Below are 22568 nucleotides of genomic sequence, written 5' to 3' on the forward strand. Positions count from 1 at the left end.
TTAGTGTAGCGTTGGCTTCTGAACTTCGGGCGCAGTGGGCTGCGGGCGGGTAAAGGTGTCGTGACACAGCAGTGCTGCCACACGCACATATTCGATCACCTCTTCAAGCGACTGCTCCAGCTCCTCCTGGTCTTCATCTTCTTCATAACCAAGCTGTGCAATCGTACGCAAATCGTCAATCGCTTCGCCGGTTTCGCCCGTGACCTTATCCAGTTTAGGCTGTGTGACGCCCAGGCCGAGCAGAAAGTGGTTAACCCAGCCAGCCAGCGCGTCGGCGCGGTCAAAAACGGTGATGTCATCGTCAGCGGGCAGAAGCAACTGAAACAGAAAACCGTCATCTTCCAGCGTGGTCGCCGTCTGTTCGTGCAGCGCCGCCAGCGGCGCTGCAAGAGTGTGTGAAAACGCCATGCCTTCGTTAGCCAGATCGTGTACCAGCGTCTTCCAGCTGGTGTCCTGGTTACCGCCGCAGAGGATGCCGCTCAGAAGACCATGCATTTCTGCTGGCGTCATTCCCACACCCTGCTGTGAGAGTATGGCGGCAAGCGCGTTGTAATCGGGGGTTGCGTTCTGTAAGGACATAAGTTTTCATCGTCGTTGGCAGAATAAGTTCGTGTTATGCTACCACTAGCTGCCTCAAGGTTTCCAGAAAAGGGGTTGTATCTTATTTCGTGGGTCTATATAGTTGCCCGCCTCCCAGGCCATTGACCGCTAAGGGAGTGGCGAGCGAAGGAATCAGTCAGGAAGGTGGCATGTCTGCACAACCGGTAGATTTACAAATTTTTGGTCGTTCGTTGAGAGTGAATTGTCCGCCAGAGCAGCAAGATGCGCTCAATAGCGCGGCTGAAGATCTCAATCAGCGGTTGCAAGATCTGAAAGTTCGCACTAGAGTCACAAATACAGAACAACTGGTGTTCATCGCCGCGTTAAACGTCTGCCACGAGCTGGCGCAGGAGAAAGTGAAAACGCGCGATTATGCTGCTAATATGGAACAACGCATCCGTATGTTGCAGCAGACGATTGAACAGGCACTGGTTGAGCAGGGCCGCATCACCGAACGTGAGGGTGCGAAGTTCGAATAAAACTTCATGGTTGCTACACGTCAGGCAACGGTGAGGTAAACTTTCTCTGAGATGTTTGCAAGCGGGCCAGTCCCCTGAGCCGATATTTCGAAAAAACAGAATGTGACGCTCTGTAACCTGTGTGCATGCTCGGTTCGTCCGAGAAGCCTGATGGTTATGACGGCATGTTCACCTTGAACCAAGGGTTCAAGGGTTACAGCCTGCGGCGGCATCTCGGAGATCTCCCTTCTTTTCATCCTGCTTTTTTCCCCCGACTGCCATGTTATAGTGGCTGCTCAGCAGCTTATCCGGCGGAAAAATCATGTCAGAACCTTCCATGACGCAACGTCAGGCGATTCGTCAGCAGGTGCGCCATCTGCGACGTGCTCTGACCGATGAACAGCAGACCCAAGCGGCGGAACAGCTCGCTGACCTCGCTCTGAACTTTGCGCCACTCTCGGCGGCAGACACCGTAGCCCTGTTCCTCTCCGTAGATGGCGAACTTAATACCCGTCCCCTGATCGCACGGCTCTGGCACCTGAAAAAGACGGTCTGCCTGCCGGTTTTACACCCCTTCTCTCCCGGTCATTTACTGTTTTTACGCTATACGCCTGATACGCCCCTGATCACTAATAAACTGGGCATCCCGGAGCCGCCGCTGGATATCCGGCAGTTGATCACCCTGGATCAGCTGGATCTGATGCTGGTGCCGCTGGTCGCGTTTGATCACCACGGGCAGCGGCTGGGGATGGGCGGCGGCTTCTACGATCGCACGTTGCAGAACTGGCGGCAGCACGGCTTTCTGCCTGTGGGTGTGGCGCACGACTGTCAGCAGGTTGAGGGTTTACCGGTGGCAGAATGGGATGTGCCTCTGCCCGCGATCATCACGCCATCAAGGCTCTGGCAGTGGGAGTAGCAGCGCCCGGTGTCAGACGGCTGAAAAATCAGATTTGGCAGCAAAGAAGAGTGAAGCGTTAATGGAGCAGGCTCAGCCGCAAAGCAGCCCGAGCCTGACATTGCTGACAACAAGAAGTGGCGCGACCTGGCGCCACCTCCTGTCTGAAGTGCTTAGTAAAGCAGACGGGCGCGGATAGTGCCCGGAATGGCCTTCATCAGCTGCAGGGCTTTATCTGCCACTTCAGGCTCCGCATCAATGTCGATAACCACGTAACCCATAAATGGCGACGTCTGCAGATACTGAGCAGCAATGTTGATGCCCTGCTCCGCAAAAATCTGGTTAATGGCCGTCAGCACACCTGGACGGTTTTCATGGATGTGCAGCAGGCGGCTGGCGCTGATGCCGTGAATCGGCAACGAGACTTCCGGGAAATTCACTGCTGACAGTGTCGACCCGTTGTCGGAGTATTTCGCCAGCTTGCCCGCCACTTCAATGCCGATGTTCTCCTGCGCTTCTTCCGTTGAGCCGCCAATGTGTGGCGTCAGGATCACGTTATCGAACTCACTCAGTGGTGAAATAAAGGGATCGCTGTTGGTTGCCGGTTCTACCGGGAAGACGTCAATGGCTGCGCCACCGACCTGCTTACTGGCCAGCGCGTCGCACAGTGCCGGGATATCGACCACTGTACCGCGAGAGGCGTTAATCAGCAGTGCGCCAGGCTTCATCTGCGCCAGTTGCTCTGCACCGATCATATCCTGCGTCGAAACGGTTTCCGGTACGTGCAGGCTGACGACATCGCTCATATTGAGCAGCTCGTTCAGATGGCGAACCTGGGTAGCATTACCCAGCGGCAGTTTGTTTTCGATGTCGTAAAAGAAAACATGCATCCCCAGGCTTTCCGCCAGCACACCCAGCTGCATACCGATGTGGCCGTAACCGATGATTCCCAGTTTCTTGCCACGCGCTTCAAACGAGCCTTTGGCATTCTTGTTCCAGATGCCACGGTGAGCTTTCGCATTTGCTTCCGGGATGCCACGCAGCATCAGCAGCATCTCACCAATCACCAGCTCCGCTACCGAGCGGGTATTCGAGAACGGTGCGTTGAATACCGGAATACCCCGGCTGGCCGCAGCGTTCAGATCAACCTGGTTCGTACCGATACAGAAGCAGCCTACGGCAACCAGCTTTTCAGCCGCAGCAAAAATTTCTTCAGTGAGCTGGGAGCGGGAACGGATACCAATGAAATGTGCATCGCGGATCGATGCTTTTAATGCGTCAGAGTCCAGTGCGCCCTTGTGGAATTCGATGTTGGTGTAGCCTGCTGCCCGCAGGTTATCCAGCGCACTCTGATGGACACCTTCCACCAGCAGGAACTTAATCTTATCTTTTTCCAGTGATACCTTTGCCATTTCCCGATCCTATTCAGCGTTCAATGAGGACTACCATAAGCCAGCCTTCTGTCAAAATATCAAAAAAATCGCGTCCGGCAATACAAACGATTGCCCGAAGGCCAGCACGGCAACGGCTGACGGCAGCACATTGCCGGACAAAATCATGAGGTGGACGTTGAAGAGAGAACGAACTCACTGTCGATGACGGTTATGTGACATAAGTCACCAAATTTCAGCCGGGCGAGAAAAGATGATTTGCAGGCAGAAATAACCGGCGTCTGAGCGACGCCGGCCAGATCATCTTTTGATGGTTTTCACCCCATCCGGCCCGCCGATCAGCGCAATATCGGCTCCGCGCGCGGCAAAAAGACCGACGGTAACGACGCCAGGCAAGTCGTTGATGGTTTTCTCCAGTTCGATTGGATTAAGAATGCGCAGATTGTGGACATCGAGAATTATGTTGCCGTTGTCAGTAACCACGTTCTGACGATATTCAGGCAGCCCCCCCATTTTCACCAGCTCACGCGCCACATAGCTGCGCGCCATCGGGATCACTTCAACCGGCAATGGAAAACGGCCCAGAACGTCCACCTCTTTGGAGGCGTCGGCGATACAGATAAAGGTCTGCGCCACCGCGGCTACGATTTTTTCCCGTGTCAGCGCCGCCCCGCCGCCTTTGATCATCTGCATCTGAGGGTTGATCTCATCTGCGCCATCAACATAGACCGACAGCTGGTCAACCTCGTTCAGATCGAATACCTGAATACCCAGGCTTTTCAGCTTCCGGGTAGAGGCATCGGAGCTGGAAACGGCACCGTCAATCTGATGTCTGATCGTGGCAAGCGCATCGATAAAGTGGGAGGCGGTCGAGCCGGTGCCTACGCCAACAAGGGTGCCTGGCTGCACGTACTCAAGTGCAGCCCAGCCAACGGCTTTTTTCAGTTCATCCTGGGTCATGGTATGTTTAAAACCTGTGCGACAACGAAGTGCGCGTAGTATAAAACAAGGCTTGCTAAAAATGCGCGGCTGACCGACGTGGATTTATCGGTTTGGAAGCCAGCCCACAAAAACACGTTAGCCATCACCGGTGACACTTTTGTGGCATAGTGACGTCCACCCTGAAGGAGAGAAAACAACAATGAAACGCCCGGATTATCGAACGCTTCAGGCGCTGGATTCAGTGATCCGCGAACGCGGATTTGAGCGTGCTGCACAAAAATTGTGTATCACGCAGTCGGCGGTGTCGCAGCGCATCAAGCAGCTGGAAAACCTGTTTGGCCAGCCGCTGCTGGTGCGTACCGTGCCGCCGCGGCCCACCGAACAGGGTCAGAAACTGCTGGCGTTGCTGCACCAGGTGGAACTGCTGGAAGAGGAGTGGCTGGGCGATGAGAACAGTGGCACCACACCTCTGCTACTCTCCCTGGCGGTCAACGCCGACAGTCTGGCGACCTGGCTGTTGCCTGCGCTGAAAGATGTGCTGGCAGACTCGCCCGTCCGCCTGAATCTGCAGGTTGAAGATGAAACCCGCACCCAGGAGCGCCTGCGTCGGGGTGAAGTCGTGGGCGCGGTCAGTATCCAGCCGCAGCCTCTGCCCAGTTGCCTGGTGGATCAGCTCGGCGCGCTTGACTATCTGTTTGTAGCATCGCGTGACTTTGCCGATCGCTTCTTTCCGAACGGCGTGACCCGCTCTGCTCTGCTGAAAGCGCCTGCGGTGGCATTTGACCACCTTGACGATATGCATCAGGCCTTCCTGCAGCAGAACTTTGACCTGTCACCGGGCAGCGTGCCGTGCCACATCGTGAACTCCTCGGAGGCCTTTGTGCAGATGGCGCGACAGGGTTCAACCTGCTGCATGATCCCCCATCTGCAGATTGAACGTGAGCTGGCGAGCGGAGAGTTGATCGATCTGACGCCAGGCCTCTATCAGCGCCGGATGCTCTACTGGCATCGATTTGCGCCTGAAAGCCGGTTGATGCGTCGGGTGACCGATGCGCTGATTGCGCATGGACATCGGGTGCTGCGGCAGGATGAGGTCGCCACCTGAAAACAAAAACGGGGCATCAGCCCCGTTTTTTTATTGTGTCGCGTTGGGCTTGATCTCAAACACCACATCGACCTGATCGTCAAAGTTGATGCTTTGCTGATCATAGGTCTCCTGCGCAGAAGTTTCTGGCGCAGCCGCCGCTTTATACATACGGTTCATCGGCATGGGCTGATAGTTGGCCACCTGGTAACGGATGCTGTAGATCGGTCCCAGCTTCGCGTTAAATCCTTCCGCCAGCTGAGAGGCCTGCTGGGTCGCATTCTTAATCGCCGCGTTACGTGCCTGCTCTTTATAACGCTCCGGATTGGCCACGCCTAACTCGACGCTGCGAACCTCGTTAAGACCGGACTTCAGCGCCCCATCCAGCAGCTCGCTGAGCTTGTCCAGCTGGCGCAGCGTGACCTGCACCTGACGGACAGCACGGTAGCCTTTCAGCACCGCTTTACCCTCTTTGGTGTAGTCATACTCAGGTTGCGTGCTCAGGTTAGCCGCCTCGATATCTTTCTTCTCAATGCCATTTTTCTGCAGAAAATCGAAATATTGAGCAACCCGGCTGTCTGCCTGCTTTTTCGCATCGGCGGCGTCTTTGGATGAGACGTTGACCACGATAGAGAGCGTGGCGATGTCGGGACGGGCATCGACTGTTGCCTTGCCTGAGGTCACCACGTGGGGCCCGTTCGGTAACTCATCAGCGTATACGCCAGGCAGTGCCCCGGCGCTCATGATTGCGGCCAGAGCCAATGCTTTCAGTTTCATGAAAGTCCTCCTTGAAAAGGTCACTATGACGGCTTCTAACCGGCGAAGCCCAGCAGCGCATCGGTATGCGCCATGCTTTGAGTGGTCATTATGGCAAAAGTTCGCCCGTCATGCGGCAATTACCGGCACGGCTCGCGTACCGGATTCAAAAACCGGCCATGCCCTGGCGAGCCAGCTGCAGGGCGATAAACCACATGACCGCACCAACCAGCAGATTAATGATGCGCTGTGCTTTTACCGTGCGCAGCCGCGGGGAGAGCCACGCCGCAAGGAGTGCCAGGCCGAAGAACCACAGTACCGATGCGCTGATAGTCCCCAGTGCGAACCACTGGCGTGCCGTTGTGGTCGGCAGCTGACCGCCCAGGCTGCCCAGGACCACAAAAGTATCAAGATAAACGTGGGGATTGAGCCAGGTAACCGCCAGCAGCGTCGCGATAATTCGTCCCCTGCTCTGCTTTAACGTCTCCCCCTCTGCCAGGTCAGCGTCGCCACGAAAAGCACTGCGCAGCGCCCCCCAGCCATACCACAGCAGAAAGGCAACGCCCGCCCAGGTAATGGCCATCAACAGCAGCGGCGACTGGTTCAGCAGTGCGCTGCCACCAAAAATGCCACCACAGATCAGCAGAATATCGCTCAGCGAGCAGAGTGCCGCTGTCATCAGATGATACTGGCGCTTTACGCCCTGATTCATCACAAAGGCGTTCTGAGGCCCCAGCGGCAGGATAAGCGCAGCACCAAGGGCAAGCCCCTGAAAATAAAGAGATAACACAGGATGACTTCCTCACAGGATTCAGTGAGGTGAAGTATAAGGAGAGAAGGTAATAAGCGGAAATGGAAAGATTTAATCTGCGATTAGCAGAATTAATGGGCGACCGGGGTCGCCCGACATAAGGTTACTGTGACTGCGCCTCGGGTGCGGCGGCCTCCGGCTTACTGACCGCATGAAGATGCACATCCATCTGCGGATAAGGAATACCGATGCCTTTCTCATCCAGGGCACGTTTGAAGTTCTTCATCAGGTCCCAGTAGACATTCTGCAGGTCTCCGCTGTTACTCCAGCAGCGCACCACGAAGTTCAGGGAAGATGCGGCAAGCTCGTTCAGGCCAATCTGAATGCCCTTATCTTTCAGTACGCGGTCATCGGCTTCAACCACCTGCTGCAGTAATGCGATCACTTCATCCACATCCGCGTCATAGGCGACGCCAATGATAAATTCATTGCGGCGAACCGGTTCGCGCGAGAAGTTGACGATGTTTCCACTGATGATCTTGCCATTAGGTACGACGACGATTTTGCCATCTGCAGAGCGCAGCGTAGTGGAAAAGATCTGCACATTCAGGACAGTGCCCATTACGCCACCCAAATCGACAAACTCGCCAGTGCGGAACGGACGGAAGGTCACCAGCAATACGCCAGCCGCCAGGTTTGAGAGTGAGCCCTGTAAGGCCAGACCCACGGCCAGTCCGGCAGCACCCAGCACGGCAATGACCGAGGCCGTCTGGACACCAATGCGCCCCAGCGCGGCGATAAGCGTAAAGGCGATGACGCCGTAGCGCACCAGTGCGGAGAGGAAATCTGCGACTGTGGCGTCGATGTGACGGGCACGCAGCAGACGATTGACCGTATTAGAGATAATGCGGGCGATGATCATCCCGACGATAAGAATGGCGATGGCCGCAACGATATTGACGGCATAGCTGAGAATCAGCGCCTGATTGCGTATCAGCCAGTTGCCCGCGTTATTGATGCCGTCGACGACGTGTAACTCTTCCATTAATAAGCCCTGTTGTTAGCTTCCCATCGGGAATGACAAAACTGCCAGATGTAATCCGACACCCTGCTAACAAGGGTAAACAATTATCGGTTGATGTGCCAAATCCCCCCTCTCTTCCGGCTGGCTTAACGCATAAAAAAAGGCCCTTTCGGGCCTTTTTTATACGGTAACGGATAAACGTTACAGAACGTCGACAGCATTCAGCTCTTTGAAAGCCTGCTCCAGACGCACGACCATTGAGGACTGGGCAGCACGCAGCCAGACACGCGGGTCATAGTATTTTTTGTTTGGCTTATCGTCGCCTTCCGGGTTACCCAGCTGCGACTGCAGATAGCCTTCGTTCTTTTTGTAGTACTGCAGAATGCCGTCCCAGGTTGCCCACTGGGTGTCGGTATCGATGTTCATCTTGATCACGCCGTAGCTGATAGACTCTTCGATTTCTGCTGCTGAAGAACCGGAACCGCCGTGGAAAACGAAGTCCAGCGCGTTGTGCGGCAGGCCATGTTTTTCACAGACAAATTTCTGCGAATCGCGCAGGATGGTCGGGGTCAGTTTTACGTTGCCTGGCTTGTAAACGCCGTGAACGTTGCCGAATGAGGCCGCAATGGTGAAGCGCGGGCTGATCGCATGCAGTTTTTCGTACGCGTAGTTTACATCTTCTGGCTGAGTGTAGAGCGCTGACGCGTCCATGTGGCTGTTATCCACGCCATCTTCTTCACCACCGGTGCAGCCCAGTTCGATCTCCAGGGTCATGTCCAGTTTGGCCATGCGCGCCAGGTACTTGCTGCTGATTTCGATGTTCTCTTCCAGAGACTCTTCTGACAGGTCAATCATGTGAGAAGAGAAAAGTGGCTTACCATTTTTCTGGAAGTACTCTTCGCCAGCGTCCAGCAGACCGTCGATCCACGGCAGCAGTTTCTTGGCACAGTGGTCGGTGTGCAGGATAACCGGCACGCCATACTGCTCTGCCATCAGGTGAACATGGTGTGCCCCAGCGATAGCACCGAAGATAGCCGCGCCCTGTGGCTTGTCAGTTTTGAAGCCTTTACCTGCGATAAAGGCCGCACCACCGTTAGAGAACTGGATGATGATAGGCGCTTTTACTTTCGCTGCTGCTTCGAGTGCCGCATTGATGGAGTCGGTGCCGACGCAGTTTACAGCTGGCAGTGCGAATTTGTTCTCTTTTGCAACTTTGAAGATCTTCTGTACGTCATCACCAGTGACAACGCCGGGTTTTACGAAATCAAAAATTTTAGACATGATTGTGTCCTGTTTCGTGACCGTTGTTCCTCTGAAGGAACGTCGATTTAAACGCCCAGTCGGGCAAGACTTCAGGCGATGCTGTCAGGCACCGCCCCCAAAGGATTACTGCTTCGCACGCTCTTCCAGCATGGCAACGGCTGGCAGTTTTTTGCCTTCCACGAACTCCAGGAATGCGCCGCCGCCGGTCGAGATGTAGGAAATTTTATCTTCAATGCCGAACAGATCGATAGCCGCTAAGGTATCGCCGCCGCCTGCCACAGAGAACGCGTCGCTGTCTGCAATGGCGTTGGCCACGATCTCAGTCCCTTTACGGAAGTTAGGGAACTCAAATACGCCTACCGGGCCATTCCACAGGATGGTTTTGGCGTCCTTCAGGATGGCAGCCATTGCCTGTGCGGTTTCATCACCGAAGTCCATAATCTCTTCGTTATCCGCGACTTCCGAAACCTTTTTCACGGTTGAAGGGGCAGTTTCAGAGAATTCCGTGCCAACGCGTGAGTCAACCGGAACCGGGATACCATACTGGTCGCGCAGGCCTTTAGCCGCTTCAACGAAGTCTGGCTCATAGAGTGATTTACCGACTTTATTGTCGATAGCAACGAAGGTGTTAGCGATGCCGCCGCCGACAATCACGGTGTCCGCGATTTTCACCAGAGACTGCAGCACATCGAATTTGGTCGAAACTTTAGAGCCACCAACGACCGCAACCAGCGGACGCTCAGGGTTACTCATCACTTTACCCAGCGCTTCCAGTTCAGCGGAGAGCAGCGGGCCTGCACAGGCGACAGGCGCAAATTTGCCGACGCCATGGGTAGACGCCTGCGCGCGGTGCGCGGTACCAAAGGCATCCATCACGAAGACGTCACACAGGGCAGCATACTTTTTAGACAGCGCCTCGTCGTCTTTCTTTTCGCCTTTGTTGAAGCGAACGTTTTCCAGAACCACCAGCTCGCCAGCGCCAACTTCAACGCCATCAAGGTAATCTTTGGCCAGCGTCACGGTGGTGCCGTTCAGCTTCTCTTTCAGGTAGTTAACCACCGGCAGCAGTGAGAACTCTTCGTTGTATTCACCTTCGGTCGGACGACCCAAGTGAGAGGTAACCATCACTTTCGCGCCCTGCTTCAACGCCGCTTCAATGGTTGGCAGAGAAGCACGGATACGTGCATCAGACGTCACTTTACCTTCTTTAACAGGTACGTTGAGATCGGCACGGATCAGCACGCGTTTGCCAGCCAGATCCAGATCGGTCATCTTAATTACAGACATGGTGAATCCTCTCGTTGATTCTCATAAGTTTTGCCAGACGCAAACCGCGTCTTACCTGAAACCACTTGCGGCCATCGCTAACGTCGTGTCGAGCATCCGGTTAGCGAAGCCCCATTCGTTGTCACACCAGACCAGCGTCTTGATAAGGTGTTGACCACTGACCCGCGTTTGTGTTCCATCCACAATGGCACTGTGCGGATCATGGTTAAAATCGACTGAGACTAACGGTAATTCCGTATAGTCAACTATACCACGAAATGCCCCCTCTGCCGCGCTTTGCAGCAGGGCGTTCACCTCGCACGCCTTCACCGCCTGGCGCACAGAAACGCTGAGATCGATGGCCGTCACGTTAATCGTTGGCACACGAACGGCTATCGCCTCGAAGCGATCGTTGAATTTCGGAAAAATGCGGGTAATCCCGGCGGCCAGACGCGTGTCGACCGGAATGATCGACTGACTGGCAGCCCGGGTACGACGCAGGTCGCTGTGATAGGCGTCGATCACCTGCTGATCGTGCATCGCGGAGTGGATCGTGGTGACGGTGCCGGACTCGATACCAAAGGCGTCATCCAGCAGTTTGATCACCGGAATAATGCAGTTGGTGGTACAGGAGGCGTTGGAGACGATGCGGTCGCCGGGCGTCAAATCCTGCTGATTCACGCCATACACGACGGTTGCGTCGAGGTCATGGCCGCCAGGATGCGAAAAGAGCACTTTCTTCGCCCCCGCCTGCAGATGCGCTTCACCGTCGGCGCGCGAGCCGTAGACACCCGTGCAGTCCAGCACGACATCCACGTCCAGTTCGCGCCAGGGAAGATCGGCAATATCGGCACGGTGCAGAATGCGCAGGGTATCGCCTCCCACACACAGCACATCGCGCTCCTGGCGGACATCGAAAGCAAAACGGCCATGGCTGGTATCATACTTCAGCAGGTGCGCCATACCGGTGGCTTCAGCCAGCTCGTTGATGGCGACAACGGTGATTTCCGCCCGCCGGCCCGTTTCATAGAGCGCACGCAGGACGTTGCGTCCAATCCGGCCAAAACCATTTATTGCTACCCGTACCGTCATTTCTCTCCTGCCACGTCAGACTGAAAAAAACGTGCCGTTAGCCTGAGCGTTTCACTGCATTTTGTACAGGAGATTCTTACCCGGCTTTGTCCGAAACCAAGGCAATTTGCCCGGAGACTGAAACGGTTCAGCTACAATAATAGAAGGAAGGAATAACGGGAATGACTGTGATCAATCTGCCTGCTTAAATTTGGATCTGCATCACAAAAAAGGGCAAAAATCAGTTATTACTGCAGGAATAATAGAGAAGAAAGGGACGAAAATTTCGTCCCCCGGTTTTACTGCCAGACGGGTGCAGACCCGCCTGGCCGCTTTTTTACGCCAGCAGCGCCTTCGCTTTCGCGACGACGTTGTCGACGGTAAAGCCAAACAGTTCAAACAGCTGATCTGCAGGCGCAGATTCGCCGAAGCTGGTCATGCCCACAATCGCGCCGTTCAGGCCAGTGTATTTGAACCAGTAATCTGCGATACCCGCTTCGATAGCGACGCGTGCGCTGACCGCTTTCGGCAGTACAGATTCACGGTACTCATCGCTCTGCTTGTCGAAAGCATCGGTTGATGGCATAGAGACCACGCGCACTTTGCGGCCTTCGCTGGTCAGTTTGTCCCAGGCGCCTACCGCCAGTTCCACTTCTGAACCGGTAGCGATCAGAATCAGCTCCGGTGTGCCATCACACGCTTTCAGCACGTAACCGCCGCGTGCGACGTTAGCCAGCTGTGCAGCATCACGTTCCTGCTGCGCCAGGTTCTGACGGGAGAAGATCAGCGCCGTCGGGCCATCTTTGCGCTCAATGGCATATTTCCACGCCACGGCAGATTCTACCTGGTCACATGGACGCCACAGACTCATGTTTGGCGTGGTACGCAGGCTCGCCATCTGCTCAACCGGCTGGTGCGTCGGACCATCTTCGCCCAGGCCAATGGAGTCATGGGTGTAGACCATGATCTGACGAATCTTCATCAGGGCCGCCATACGCGCGGCGTTACGCGCATATTCCACAAACATCAGGAAGGTTGCGGTATAAGGCAGGAAACCGCCGTGCAGTGCCAGTCCGTTAGCAATGGCGGTCATACCAAACTCGCGCACGCCGTAATGGATGTAGTTACCGGCCGCATCTTCATTGATTGGCTTAGAGCCGGACCAGATGGTCAGGTTGCTTGGCGCCAGATCGGCTGAGCCACCCAGGTACTCTGGCAGAATTTTACCAAAGGCTTCGATGGCGTTTTGTGAGGCTTTACGGCTGGCGATTTTCGCCGGGTTGGCCTGCAGCTGCTCAACAAACTTCTGCGACTCTTCCTGCCAGTTCGCAGGCAGTTCGTTACTGACGCGACGTTTGAACTCAGCCGCCAGCTCCGGATGCGCCTGCGCATAGGCGGCGAATTTCTCATTCCAGGCAGACTCTTTCGCCTGGCCCGCTTCTTTCGCGTCCCACTCCGCGTAAATATCAGAAGGAATCACGAAGGGTGCGTGGTTCCAGCCCAGCTGTTTGCGGGTCAGTGCCACTTCGTCATCGCCCAGCGGCGCGCCGTGTGAATCATGCGTGCCCGCTTTATTCGGCGAACCGAAGCCGATGACGGTTTTGCACATCAGCAGTGAAGGTTTGTCGCTGACGCTCTTCGCTTCGTCGATCGCTTTAGCAATCGCCTCTGCATCGTGACCATCAATGCCACGGATCACGTGCCAGCCGTAAGCCTCAAAACGCTTAGCGGTGTCATCAGTGAACCAGCCGTCAATGTGACCGTCGATAGAGATGCCGTTGTCATCATAGAAAGCTACCAGCTTGCCCAGCTTCAGCGTTCCCGCCAGTGAGCAGACTTCGTGAGAGATGCCTTCCATCATGCAGCCGTCACCCATGAAGACATAGGTGTTGTGGTCTACGATATCATGACCCGGACGGTTGAACTGGGCGGCCAGCGTGCGTTCAGCAATGGCAAAGCCGACGGCGTTAGCGATGCCCTGCCCCAGCGGTCCGGTAGTGGTTTCCACACCTGCGGTGTAGCCATATTCCGGGTGACCTGGAGTTTTAGAGTGCAGCTGGCGGAAGTTTTCCAGCTCGCTCATGGGCAGATCGTAGCCGGTCAGGTGCAGCAGGCTATAGATCAGCATTGAGCCGTGGCCGTTAGAGAGCACGAAACGATCGCGGTCAGCCCACAGCGGGTTCGTTGGGTTGTGGTTCAGATAGCCGCGCCAGAGGACTTCAGCGATGTCCGCCATACCCATTGGGGCTCCCGGATGTCCCGATTTCGCTTTCTGTACTGCATCCATACTTAACGCGCGAATGGCGTTGGCAAGCTCTTTACGAGAGGGCATTTTCTACTCCAGGTCGGATTAATGCTTCGCACCTTAACTTATTGTTATTAATGAGTTACCGGGCAAAACAAGGAAAAAGTTGCCCATCAATGTACATGAAAATCGGGGCAAAAGTACATGCTGTAAAACGCTAAATGCAGCCGCTTCGTCTGGCTTTTCCGGCCAACTCTGCTAGCAAAGTGCAGACGGGCACGCTATAACCAAAACGCTTATCCACCTGACTGAGTTTCAGGTGTTTGTTTTTCTTACCTTGTTATGAATGGGATCGAGCATGAAAATCCAGAAAACGGTATGTGCGCTTGGGCTGGCAACGCTGCTCAGCGGCTGTCAGGGTTTAGATAATAATGCGCTGATGCAGTCGGGTGCACAGGCGTTTCAGGCTTATACCCTGAGCGACGATCAGGTTAAGCAGCTGAGCGATAAATCCTGTGAGCAGATGGACAAGGATAATCAGATTGCGCCCGCAAACAGCGACTATCAGCAGCGTCTGAACAAGATTGCGGCTGCACTGGGCGATAACATCAATGGGGTTCCGGCTAACTATAAGGTCTATCAGACTAAAGATGTTAACGCCTGGGCGATGGCCAACGGCTGTATTCGCGTTTACAGCGGCCTGATGGATATGATGACCGACAACGAAGTCGAAGGCGTGCTGGGCCATGAGATGGGTCACGTCGCGCTGGGCCATACGCGCAAGGCGATGCAGCTGGCGTATGCCACCACTGCGGCCCGTACAGCAGCCGCGTCGGTGGGGGGCGTGATCGGCTCTCTGTCGCAGTCGCAGCTGGGTGAAATGGGCGAAAAGCTGATTAACGCGCAGTTCTCGCAGACCCAGGAGTCGCAGGCGGATGACTACTCTTACGATCTGATGAAGAAGCGCAACATTAGCCCGATGGGTCTGGTGACCAGCTTCGAGAAGCTGGCGAAACTGGAACAGGGACGCCAGAGTTCAATGTTTGACTCTCATCCGGCCTCTGAAGCGCGTGCGGAACATATCCGTGAGCGCATTGCGGCGGACGCGAAGTAACGCCAAAGGCAGGCGCATCAGGATGGATGCGCCTGTCACGCGGCTCAGCGGGCTAGCGGTGGAATATCTGATTCACCATGGAGCCCAGATCGAGTTTGTTCTCGTGCAGTGAAGCCTCATCCATCTGCCCCTGCGGCGACATCCGGTCGATCAGCTGCGGCAGGATCACCGCCAGCGTTCCCGCCGCTCCCTGCACATCTGTGCCCAGCTTCTCCGCCAGCGACTGCAGCTCAGCCTGACCAAACGCCGAGTGGATATCGCTGCGCGCCAGCGGCTGATTTGCGCCCGTGCCAATCCACGAGCTGAAGACCTCGCCCAGTCCGCCCTGCTGGAATTTTTGCAGCAACACTTCGATACCGCCCTGCTCCTGCACCCAGTGCCAGACCGCCTGAAGCTGTCCCGGCAGATGCCCGTCACTCTGGTGGTTCTGCAGTGAACCAGCCAGTTCATCAAGAAAGCCCATGATCGCCTCCACATTGAGAATGGATATCACTCAGTTTAGTTGCTGATGCAGGATCGCGCCCGGTGTGTCGTCCGCCGGATTAACAGGGCTGTCGTTACGGAAGCAGCGTTGCGGCAGGTGTGTTTCAGTATGGCGGGCATGGATGAGTCGCGAAAACGATGTGATAAGGCACCGCCGCGGCAGGAAAGGCGAAAAAGAGGCCTGCCAGACGCATCCGGCAGGCGTTTCAGGTCACGCAGGCACTAGCCTTTGTTCACAGCCTGAACATGCAGCATATCCAGCGCCAGCGTGGCCGCAGCCAGCGCGGTCAGATCGGCGTGGTCATAACCCGGTGCGACTTCGACCAGGTCCATACCTACAATGTTCATCCCCTGCAGGCCGCGGATCAGCTTAGTCGCCTTGTCGGTGGTGAGACCGCCGATGACCGGCGTGCCGGTGCCAGGCGCATGGGCCGGATCCAGACAGTCGATGTCGAACGTCAGATAGACCGGCAGGTCGCCAACGGTGCGTTTTACTTCGGCCAGGATATCGTCAACGCTACGGTCATTGACCTGCGCCGCATCCAGCACGTTGAAGCCCAGGCTCTTGTCGAACTCGGTGCGGATACCAATCTGTACCGAGTGCTGCGGATCGATCAGTCCCTCTTTTGGCGCGGTAAAGAACATGGTGCCGTGGTCAAATGTCGGGCCGTTAGAGTAAGTGTCGGTGTGCGCATCGAAGTGCACCAGCGCCATCTTGCCGAAATATTTCGCATGGGCGCGCAGCAGCGGCAGCGTAACGTAGTGGTCGCCGCCGAAGGTCATCATGCGCTTGCCGTTAGCCAGCAGTTTTTCGGCATGGGCCTGTAACTTGTCAGAGAGATCCTGCGAATCACCGAAGGCGTAGACCAGATCGCCGCAGTCAACGACGTTCAGACGCTGACGCAGATCGAAATCCCACGGCCAGCGGCAGCCTTCCCACGCCAGGTTGGTGGAGATCTGACGGATGGCACCCGGCCCCAGACGGCTGCCCGGACGACCCGAGGTGGCGGCATCGAAAGGAACGCCGGTGATCACCCATTCTGCGTCGCTGTCATAAGGCTGGAAATTCAGCGGGAAACGCATAAAGCCGAAGGCGTTAGAAACCAGGGAGTTGTCGTACTGATTACCAAGCGTGTTATACATAATTGCTCTCTCTATGTGCGTGAGTCGGGCCGGGCCCGCAAGCCATTAAGGTTGAGATGAAAAAAATCCCCTCCGCGTCGTTAGGCCCGACGAGGAAGGGATTGAGTGTGTCAGATTATCGACATAGTGAACGGCAACTGCAATATGCGATCGCCGCCTGCCCGCGCCGGTTACTCATCTTCTAAATAAGTGTATCCGTAGAGGCCGCTCTCGAACTCTTCGAGGAACTGCGCACGCAGTTCGTCGTCGATATCGGACGTCTGTACCTGATTACGGAACAGCGTCATCAGCTCGTTGGGATCAAGCTGCACGTAGCGCAGCATGTCTGCCACCGTGTCCCCTTCGTCGGAGAGCTGCACTTCGACTTCACCGTTCTCGCGCGCGTAGACATCCACCGCCTCGGTGTCGCCGAACAGGTTGTGCATGTTGCCCAGGATCTCCTGATAGGCACCGACCATAAAGAAGCCCAGCATCGGCGGGTTATCCAGGTCATATTCCGGCATCGGCAGCGTCGTCGCGATGCCGTCGCCATCGACGTAGTGATCGATAGTGCCATCGGAGTCACAGGTGATGTCGAGCAGCACGGCACGACGCTCCGGCTTCTTATTCAGCCCTTCCAGCGGCAGCACCGGAAAGAGCTGGTCGATACCCCATGCATCCGGCATCGACTGAAATAGCGAGAAGTTCACGTAGATCTTATCCGCCATCCGCTCCTGCAGTTCGTCGATAATCGGACGGTGTGCCCGGTTGCTCGGATCGAGGTGCTGCTGGATGTAATGGCAGATGCTCAGGTAGAGCTGCTCGGCCCATGAACGCTGCTTAAGATCGTAGGTGCCGGATGAGTAGCCCGTGTGGATGTCAGACAGATCCATCTGACTGTCATGCAGCCATTCGCGCAGCGAGCGGCGCGTGTCCGGCTCGTGCATCTCCTGCCAGGTTTCCCACATGCTGAGGATCGGACGCGGCGCATCCGGATCCGGCGTTTCGGGTTCGCTGAACTCGTTGCGCTCCACGCCGATAATGTTCGAGACCAGCACCGTGTGGTGCGCGGTCACGGCACGGCCCGACTCAGTAATGACCGTCGGATGTTCCAGACCATGCTCATCACAGGCGGCACCGATTGCCCAGATCACGTTGTTCGCGTACTCATTCAGGCCATAGTTGACCGAGCAGTCAGACTGCGAGCGGGTACCTTCATAATCGACGCCCAGACCGCCGCCGACGTCAAAGCATTTGATGTTGACGCCCAGCTTCGCCAGTTCAACATAGAAGCGCGCAGACTCCCGTACGCCAGTCGCGATATCGCGGATATTGGCCATCTGCGATCCCAGATGGAAGTGCAGCAGCTGCAGGCTGTCGATGCGGCCGGCTTCACGCATAATCTCAACCAGTTTCAGCACCTGCGTGGCTGACAGGCCAAACTTCGACTTTTCGCCACCGCTTGACTGCCATTTGCCGGAGCCCTGCGACGCCAGACGCGCACGGATACCCAGACGCGGCACCACGTTCAGACGCCCGGCCTCTTCCAGCACCAGCCGTACTTCGGTCATCTTTTCCAGCACCAGATAGACCTTGTGGCCCATCTTTTCGCCAATCAGCGCCAGACGAATATATTCGCGGTCTTTGTAGCCGTTACAGACGATCACCGAACGGGTCTGCCCCGCATGTGCCAGCACCGCCATCAGTTCTGCTTTCGAGCCGGCTTCCAGTCCCAGCGGCTCACCGCTGTGAATCAGCGACTCGATGACGCGCTTATGCTGGTTAACTTTAATCGGATAGACCAGGAAGTAGTCGCCGGTGTAGCCGTAAGATTCGCGCGCGCGTTTAAAGGCGGCGTTGATGGAGCGCAGACGGTGCTGCAGGATCTGCGGGAAGCAGAACAGCGCGGGCAGACGCTGGCCCTGTGCTTCGCGCTCTTTAACCAGCCGGGCTAAATCGACGCGTACCTCGGGACGATCGGGGTCCGGGCAGACGCTGATATGACCCAGTTCGTTAACGTCGTAATAGTTGTTGCCCCACCAGGCAATGTTGTACGTGCGCAACATTTTGCTCGCATCCTGATCGTTCATTGCAACCTCCTGCATGGAGCGGAGTGTACCCTGTTCGCCAGCTGACGAACCTTTGATATTCTTCATGTCGTCAGACATCGCGAACCTCAATTTTCCGTTGAAAGATGAAACTGTTAGCCGGCTGCATGGCCGCTAATCTGAAAACCTGTCGCCACATTAAATGCACTGTCCTGTTCACCTGACGTTATCGTCAGCACGATTCACGCTTCAGCGTTAAGTGTAAAACACCCTGACCATCCTGGTTCAAACAGAGAAGATTTAACCAATCGGTATAGACCAGAGATAAGCGGTGTCGTTCCGCTGCGCAGCCGCAGAGAAGAAAACCCTGAGAACAGAGGTAAAGATTAGCCGGTGCCTGTGTCGGTAAAATTACCGTAGCGGACAGCGTATCGGCAGGTATGAGAAACAGATGGGAAGCAGGAGAGAGCCAGCGCAGCGGCGCAGCGCAGAGAACCGAAAGATGAAAACGCGTGGTTCATTACTTGTATCACCTCCGCATGTGTCAGAGGCACATGGAGAACAACCAGGGTGAAAGCCAGACCTGGGTCTGACAGGCGCGACGCAGTCAGGGGCGTCATCCTTGCTGCTGCTATCAAAAGCAGCGGCGTTTTATACAGTTTACCGCGAAAAAATGCAAAAAGATTATCGGGGAATTGTGTGTAGCCTCAGTAAATTATGCCGATAACAGCGACAGGGCGAAAGCGGAAACAGAAAAAGGGCTGGCAATTGGTTTATCCTCTATCCTAAAATAGCCGTCCAGATGGTTTTCCATCTAAACAGGTTACGATCCAGGCGGTATCAGCCTGCTGCGCTGATATTTCCTCACTGCTCGCGGCTTTGCCTGAAGGGGCTTCAGGTCAGAAACCTTTCCTGATGCTATGCAGTCGTACTCAAACCATATTTAAGGTAAAGAACAGAATGGCTAAACACCTTTTCACGTCCGAGTCCGTATCAGAAGGACATCCCGATAAAATCGCCGACCAGATTTCCGATGCTGTGCTGGATGCAATCCTGGAACAGGATCCTAAAGCGCGCGTGGCCTGCGAAACCTACGTCAAAACCGGCATGGTGCTGGTTGGCGGTGAAATCACGACCAGCGCATGGGTCGACATCGAAGAGATCACCCGTAAAACTGTACGTGAAATCGGCTATGTTCATTCCGATATGGGCTTTGATGCCAACTCCTGCGCAGTATTAAGCGCCATCGGTAAACAGTCTCAGGATATCAACCAGGGTGTTGACCGTACCGATCCACTGGAACAGGGTGCGGGCGACCAGGGCCTGATGTTCGGCTACGCCACAAACGAAACCGACGTGCTGATGCCTGCGCCGGTGACCTATGCGCATCGTCTGGTTCAGCGTCAGGCTGAAGTCCGTAAAGACGGAACGCTGCCGTGGCTGCGTCCGGATGCCAAGAGCCAGGTGACCTTCCAGTATGACGATGGCAAAATCGTCGGCATTGATGCCGTGGTTCTGTCGACCCAGCATGCCGAATCCATCAGCCAGAAAGATCTGCAGGAAGCGGTAATGGAAGAGATCATCAAGCCGGTTCTGCCAGCAGAATGGCTGAGCGCCACCACCAAATATCACATTAACCCGACGGGTCGCTTTGTGATTGGTGGCCCGATGGGCGACTGCGGCCTGACCGGTCGTAAAATCATTGTGGACACCTACGGCGGCATGGCACGTCACGGTGGCGGGGCATTCTCAGGTAAAGATCCGTCTAAAGTAGACCGCTCTGCAGCCTATGCCGCGCGTTACGTGGCGAAAAACATCGTGGCGGCCGGTCTGGCTGACCGCTGTGAAATCCAGGTCTCCTACGCGATCGGCGTGGCTGAGCCGACCTCTATCATGGTGGAAACCTTTGGCACCGAGAAGGTCTCAACCGAGCAGCTGACGCTGCTGGTGCGCGAATTCTTCGACCTGCGTCCATACGGTCTGATTCAGATGCTGGATCTGCTGCACCCAATCTACAAAGAGACCGCCGCTTACGGTCACTTTGGTCGCGAGCATTTCCCATGGGAAAAAACCGACAAAGCTGCCCTGCTGCGTGAAGCGGCTGGCCTGTAAAGTCACCGGCTGCTGACGAAACCCTGCCCTGCGGCAGGGTTTTTTATTTTTTCAGCCGTATCACTGACGGCAGGCGTGAATTTCTTCCCCGCCCCGTAACGCTGTGCAATGGCTGTTCTGGCTCGCCTTCCCGGCAAAATCGCCATTTCAGGCATGAGCGTTTCGCGCTGCAGCAACTTCTGATTTCTCAGCTACACTTCCTTTCGCTTTTTCTGACAACAAAATGTTAACGATTACAAATTGAAATGCTTTGTTTATCTGGTATTTAAGATTTAACGCACGTAGTTATTCTTCTGAAAATGCGTTATTTTCAGCGTCGTCTGATAGCCGGTAAACAGAGCATTGTCAGAAACTCGATGAGTGCTATACCTCACTGATTAATTAATCTTTACGAGAGAAACAGGCTGAATTTCAGGGTTTCAGCGTGTGTAAACGGTTACATAAAAGTGATCGACTTCACATTTTTCTCGCAAACGGTTTTTTAACGTTGATAAAAACAATGATGGATAAACCTGGAGGCTAAAATGCCTGGCAATACACGTAAAAGCAGAACTTCAAATAAGGCGATGACCTTATTTGTCTGCTTTCTGGCGGCCCTTGCGGGTCTGCTGTTCGGTCTGGATATCGGCGTCATCGCTGGTGCCCTGCCGTTTATCGCAAAGGATTTCAATGTTACCGCGCATCAGCAGGAGTGGATCGTCAGCTCCATGATGTTTGGTGCCGCAGTCGGCGCTATTGGCAGCGGCTGGATGTCATCCCGCCTGGGCCGTAAAAAAAGCCTGATGACCGGGGCGGTTCTGTTCGTTATCGGCTCACTCTGGTCAGCAATGTCACCGAATCCGGAAATGCTGATCAGTGCCCGCGTTCTGCTGGGTCTGGCTGTGGGTATCGCCTCTTATACCGCCCCGCTCTATCTTTCTGAAATCGCGCCGGAAAAAATTCGTGGCAGTATGATTTCACTCTATCAGCTGATGATCACCATCGGTATTCTGGGCGCTTACCTGACCGATACGGCGTTCAGCTTTACCGGCAACTGGCGCTGGATGCTGGGCATCATCACCATCCCGGCACTGCTGCTGCTGATCGGGGTTTTCTTCCTGCCAAACAGCCCACGCTGGCTGGCGGCACGAGGTAACTTCCGCGATGCCCAACGCGTGCTGGATCGTCTGCGTGACACCAGTGAGCAGGCAAAACGTGAGCTGGAAGAGATTCGTGAAAGCCTGAAGGTCAAACAGTCTGGCTGGGGTCTGTTCACCACCAGCAGCCACTTCCGCCGCGCGGTCTATCTCGGCATCCTGTTGCAGGTGATGCAGCAGTTTACCGGCATGAACGTCATCATGTACTACGCGCCGAAAATCTTCGAAATCGCCGGTTTCGCCAACACCACCCAACAGATGTGGGGCACGGTGATTGTGGGTCTGATTAACGTACTGGCGACCTTTATTGCCATCGGTCTGGTGGATCGCTGGGGACGTAAACCGACCCTGATTCTGGGCTTTATGGTGATGGCGGCCGGAATGGGCGTACTGGGCACCATGCTGCATTTTGGTATTCATACCCCGGGCGCGCAGTACTTCGCCATCGGTATGCTGCTGATGTTCATTGTGGGCTTTGCCATGTCAGCCGGGCCGCTGATCTGGGTACTCTGCTCCGAGATTCAGCCGCTGAAAGGCCGCGATTTCGGTATCACGGTGTCTACCACCACCAACTGGATCGCGAACATGATTGTGGGCGCGACCTTCCTGACGATGCTGAATACGCTGGGCAATGCGAATACCTTCTGGGTCTACGCGGCGCTTAACCTGTTCTTCATTCTGCTGACGGTGATGCTGATCCCGGAGACTAAAAACGTCTCGCTGGAGCATATCGAACGCAATCTGATGGCCGGTAAAAAACTGCGCGATATCGGTTCACGCGACTAAGATAACGCATGAAAAAAAGGG

19 protein-coding genes and 1 other RNA gene are annotated in these 22568 nt (G+C 55.4%); 7 read left to right on the forward strand and 13 right to left on the reverse strand.

All coding sequences use genetic code 11. The features are described from left to right. The gene (locus RT657_RS12590; protein WP_313654850.1) at positions 1-579 is read right to left on the reverse strand and encodes a YecA family protein; all 579 of its coding nucleotides are present in this window, start codon (positions 577-579) and stop codon (positions 1-3) included. A 170-nt stretch (positions 580-749) separates the two neighbouring features. On the opposite strand from RT657_RS12590, the gene zapA reads away from it, so the two are divergent. The 3 genes from zapA (at position 750) to RT657_RS12605 (ending at position 1974) form a co-directional block, all read left to right on the forward strand. Further along, complete coding sequence (zapA, locus tag RT657_RS12595) at positions 750-1079, forward strand: cell division protein ZapA (RefSeq protein ID WP_313654851.1); 330 nt, start codon at positions 750-752, stop codon at positions 1077-1079. A gap of 40 nt (positions 1080-1119) precedes the next feature. Then, a non-coding RNA gene (gene ssrS, locus RT657_RS12600) (6S RNA) lies at positions 1120-1303 on the forward strand. A gap of 77 nt (positions 1304-1380) precedes the next feature. Next, entirely contained in the window at positions 1381-1974 is a 594-nt protein-coding gene (locus RT657_RS12605) for a 5-formyltetrahydrofolate cyclo-ligase (RefSeq protein ID WP_313654852.1), read from the forward strand. A 152-nt stretch (positions 1975-2126) separates the two neighbouring features. Here the strand turns inward: RT657_RS12605 and serA are convergent, their stop codons facing one another. After that, entirely contained in the window at positions 2127-3365 is a 1239-nt protein-coding gene (gene serA, locus RT657_RS12610; RefSeq protein WP_313654853.1) for a phosphoglycerate dehydrogenase, read from the reverse strand. 279 nt (positions 3366-3644) lie between these two features. Further along, positions 3645-4304, reverse strand: coding sequence for a ribose-5-phosphate isomerase RpiA (gene rpiA, locus RT657_RS12615; protein ID WP_313654854.1), 660 nt, complete (start codon positions 4302-4304; stop codon positions 3645-3647). A gap of 181 nt (positions 4305-4485) precedes the next feature. Here rpiA and RT657_RS12620 point away from each other — a divergent pair, with 181 nt between their 5' ends. Continuing rightward, a complete protein-coding gene (locus RT657_RS12620; protein WP_313654856.1) occupies positions 4486-5391 on the forward strand; it encodes a LysR family transcriptional regulator ArgP in 906 nt (301 codons plus the stop codon). A gap of 30 nt (positions 5392-5421) precedes the next feature. On the opposite strand, the gene RT657_RS12625 is transcribed toward RT657_RS12620, so the two are convergent. The 7 genes from RT657_RS12625 to tkt all read right to left on the reverse strand — a co-directional run bounded on the left by RT657_RS12625 (position 5422) and on the right by tkt (position 13833). Further along, on the reverse strand, positions 5422-6147 hold the full coding sequence (locus RT657_RS12625; protein ID WP_313654857.1) for an oxidative stress defense protein: 726 nt from the start codon (positions 6145-6147) through the stop codon (positions 5422-5424). Between the two features lie 145 nt (positions 6148-6292). Further along, the gene (argO, locus tag RT657_RS12630) at positions 6293-6916 is read right to left on the reverse strand and encodes an arginine exporter ArgO (protein ID WP_313654858.1); all 624 of its coding nucleotides are present in this window, start codon (positions 6914-6916) and stop codon (positions 6293-6295) included. Between the two features lie 124 nt (positions 6917-7040). Continuing rightward, positions 7041-7922 carry a small-conductance mechanosensitive channel MscS gene (gene mscS, locus RT657_RS12635; RefSeq protein ID WP_313654859.1) on the reverse strand — a complete coding sequence of 294 codons (882 nt, stop codon included), beginning with the start codon at positions 7920-7922 and terminating at the stop codon, positions 7041-7043. Between the two features lie 180 nt (positions 7923-8102). Then, positions 8103-9182, reverse strand: a complete 1080-nt coding sequence (gene fbaA, locus RT657_RS12640) for a class II fructose-bisphosphate aldolase (protein ID WP_313654860.1) — start codon at positions 9180-9182, stop codon at positions 8103-8105. 105 nt (positions 9183-9287) lie between these two features. Further along, a complete protein-coding gene (pgk, locus tag RT657_RS12645) occupies positions 9288-10451 on the reverse strand; it encodes a phosphoglycerate kinase (RefSeq protein ID WP_128083917.1) in 1164 nt (387 codons plus the stop codon). 51 nt (positions 10452-10502) lie between these two features. Further along, positions 10503-11522 carry an erythrose-4-phosphate dehydrogenase gene (gene epd, locus RT657_RS12650; protein WP_313654861.1) on the reverse strand — a complete coding sequence of 340 codons (1020 nt, stop codon included), beginning with the start codon at positions 11520-11522 and terminating at the stop codon, positions 10503-10505. A gap of 316 nt (positions 11523-11838) precedes the next feature. Next, on the reverse strand, positions 11839-13833 hold the full coding sequence (gene tkt / locus RT657_RS12655) for a transketolase (RefSeq protein WP_313654862.1): 1995 nt from the start codon (positions 13831-13833) through the stop codon (positions 11839-11841). 271 nt (positions 13834-14104) lie between these two features. Here tkt and RT657_RS12660 point away from each other — a divergent pair, with 271 nt between their 5' ends. Next, positions 14105-14860: a M48 family metallopeptidase gene (locus RT657_RS12660; protein WP_313654863.1), complete on the forward strand. Its 756-nt coding sequence runs from the start codon at positions 14105-14107 to the stop codon at positions 14858-14860. 52 nt (positions 14861-14912) lie between these two features. Here the strand turns inward: RT657_RS12660 and RT657_RS12665 are convergent, their stop codons facing one another. The 3 genes from RT657_RS12665 to speA all read right to left on the reverse strand — a co-directional run bounded on the left by RT657_RS12665 (position 14913) and on the right by speA (position 18633). After that, positions 14913-15323: a YidB family protein gene (locus tag RT657_RS12665; protein WP_313654864.1), complete on the reverse strand. Its 411-nt coding sequence runs from the start codon at positions 15321-15323 to the stop codon at positions 14913-14915. A 242-nt stretch (positions 15324-15565) separates the two neighbouring features. After that, a complete protein-coding gene (gene speB, locus RT657_RS12670) occupies positions 15566-16486 on the reverse strand; it encodes an agmatinase (protein WP_313654865.1) in 921 nt (306 codons plus the stop codon). A gap of 170 nt (positions 16487-16656) precedes the next feature. Beyond that, the gene (speA, locus tag RT657_RS12675; RefSeq protein WP_313654866.1) at positions 16657-18633 is read right to left on the reverse strand and encodes a biosynthetic arginine decarboxylase; all 1977 of its coding nucleotides are present in this window, start codon (positions 18631-18633) and stop codon (positions 16657-16659) included. 840 nt (positions 18634-19473) lie between these two features. Here speA and metK point away from each other — a divergent pair. After that, entirely contained in the window at positions 19474-20625 is a 1152-nt protein-coding gene (gene metK, locus RT657_RS12680) for a methionine adenosyltransferase (RefSeq protein WP_313654868.1), read from the forward strand. A gap of 524 nt (positions 20626-21149) precedes the next feature. Beyond that, positions 21150-22547 (forward strand): sugar porter family MFS transporter, encoded by a 1398-nt coding sequence (locus RT657_RS12685; protein ID WP_313654870.1) that lies wholly within the window; start codon positions 21150-21152, stop codon positions 22545-22547. Positions 22548-22568 lie beyond the last annotated feature (21 nt).

The sequence above is a fragment of the Pantoea sp. genome, from assembly GCF_032114055.1.
In the GTDB taxonomy this organism is placed as follows: domain Bacteria; phylum Pseudomonadota; class Gammaproteobacteria; order Enterobacterales; family Enterobacteriaceae; genus Pantoea.

Coding starts and splice junctions, on each gene's coding strand:
- RT657_RS12590 (WP_313654850.1), bottom strand. CDS start 579: ATGTCCTTACAGAACGCAACCCCCGATTACAACGCGCTTGCCGCCATA.
- zapA (WP_313654851.1), top strand. CDS start 750: ATGTCTGCACAACCGGTAGATTTACAAATTTTTGGTCGTTCGTTGAGA.
- RT657_RS12605 (WP_313654852.1), top strand. CDS start 1,381: ATGTCAGAACCTTCCATGACGCAACGTCAGGCGATTCGTCAGCAGGTG.
- serA (WP_313654853.1), bottom strand. CDS start 3,365: ATGGCAAAGGTATCACTGGAAAAAGATAAGATTAAGTTCCTGCTGGTG.
- rpiA (WP_313654854.1), bottom strand. CDS start 4,304: ATGACCCAGGATGAACTGAAAAAAGCCGTTGGCTGGGCTGCACTTGAG.
- RT657_RS12620 (WP_313654856.1), top strand. CDS start 4,486: ATGAAACGCCCGGATTATCGAACGCTTCAGGCGCTGGATTCAGTGATC.
- RT657_RS12625 (WP_313654857.1), bottom strand. CDS start 6,147: ATGAAACTGAAAGCATTGGCTCTGGCCGCAATCATGAGCGCCGGGGCA.
- mscS (WP_313654859.1), bottom strand. CDS start 7,922: ATGGAAGAGTTACACGTCGTCGACGGCATCAATAACGCGGGCAACTGG.
- fbaA (WP_313654860.1), bottom strand. CDS start 9,182: ATGTCTAAAATTTTTGATTTCGTAAAACCCGGCGTTGTCACTGGTGAT.
- pgk (WP_128083917.1), bottom strand. CDS start 10,451: ATGTCTGTAATTAAGATGACCGATCTGGATCTGGCTGGCAAACGCGTG.
- epd (WP_313654861.1), bottom strand. CDS start 11,522: ATGACGGTACGGGTAGCAATAAATGGTTTTGGCCGGATTGGACGCAAC.
- tkt (WP_313654862.1), bottom strand. CDS start 13,833: ATGCCCTCTCGTAAAGAGCTTGCCAACGCCATTCGCGCGTTAAGTATG.
- RT657_RS12660 (WP_313654863.1), top strand. CDS start 14,105: ATGAAAATCCAGAAAACGGTATGTGCGCTTGGGCTGGCAACGCTGCTC.
- RT657_RS12665 (WP_313654864.1), bottom strand. CDS start 15,323: ATGGGCTTTCTTGATGAACTGGCTGGTTCACTGCAGAACCACCAGAGT.
- speB (WP_313654865.1), bottom strand. CDS start 16,486: ATGTATAACACGCTTGGTAATCAGTACGACAACTCCCTGGTTTCTAAC.
- speA (WP_313654866.1), bottom strand. CDS start 18,633: ATGTCTGACGACATGAAGAATATCAAAGGTTCGTCAGCTGGCGAACAG.
- metK (WP_313654868.1), top strand. CDS start 19,474: ATGGCTAAACACCTTTTCACGTCCGAGTCCGTATCAGAAGGACATCCC.
- RT657_RS12685 (WP_313654870.1), top strand. CDS start 21,150: ATGCCTGGCAATACACGTAAAAGCAGAACTTCAAATAAGGCGATGACC.